Raw genomic sequence first — 299 nt, 5'->3', positions numbered from 1 at the left:
GACTGCCAGCTGGAACAGGATGCCTGCCAGCTCAGGGTAGTAGGCATCGGAGATGGTGTTGGAGGCCAGGAAGGCATGGATGCCAAAGTTCTTTGCACCCTTTGCCATCAGCTTCTTGTAGCCGTCGATCATCTGCTCCTCGGTCATGCCGTACTTGGCATCGCCGGGCTTGTCCATAACCTGGAAGCCCTCCTCGCTCTCGCCCAGCTGGCAGTCCGTGTGCAGAAGGCCACCGGTGCCCACATCGGCTACATCAACCTGTCCGGCGGCGTGGGCATCCCCTACCGCCCCGACCAGAC

At 61.5% G+C, this 299-nt stretch carries 1 pseudogene; it reads right to left on the bottom strand.

Features of this window, described 5'->3' with window-relative positions:
* Positions 1-299: pseudogene (locus P0G09_RS18970) on the bottom strand (diaminopimelate decarboxylase); the annotation flags it as partial.

This window comes from Faecalibacterium sp. DFI.5.82 (genome assembly GCF_029076575.1).
Classification (GTDB): domain Bacteria; phylum Bacillota; class Clostridia; order Oscillospirales; family Ruminococcaceae; genus Faecalibacterium; species Faecalibacterium duncaniae.
Note: the sequence above shows the minus strand (reverse complement) of the source record. Positions and strands in the feature narration are given on the sequence as shown.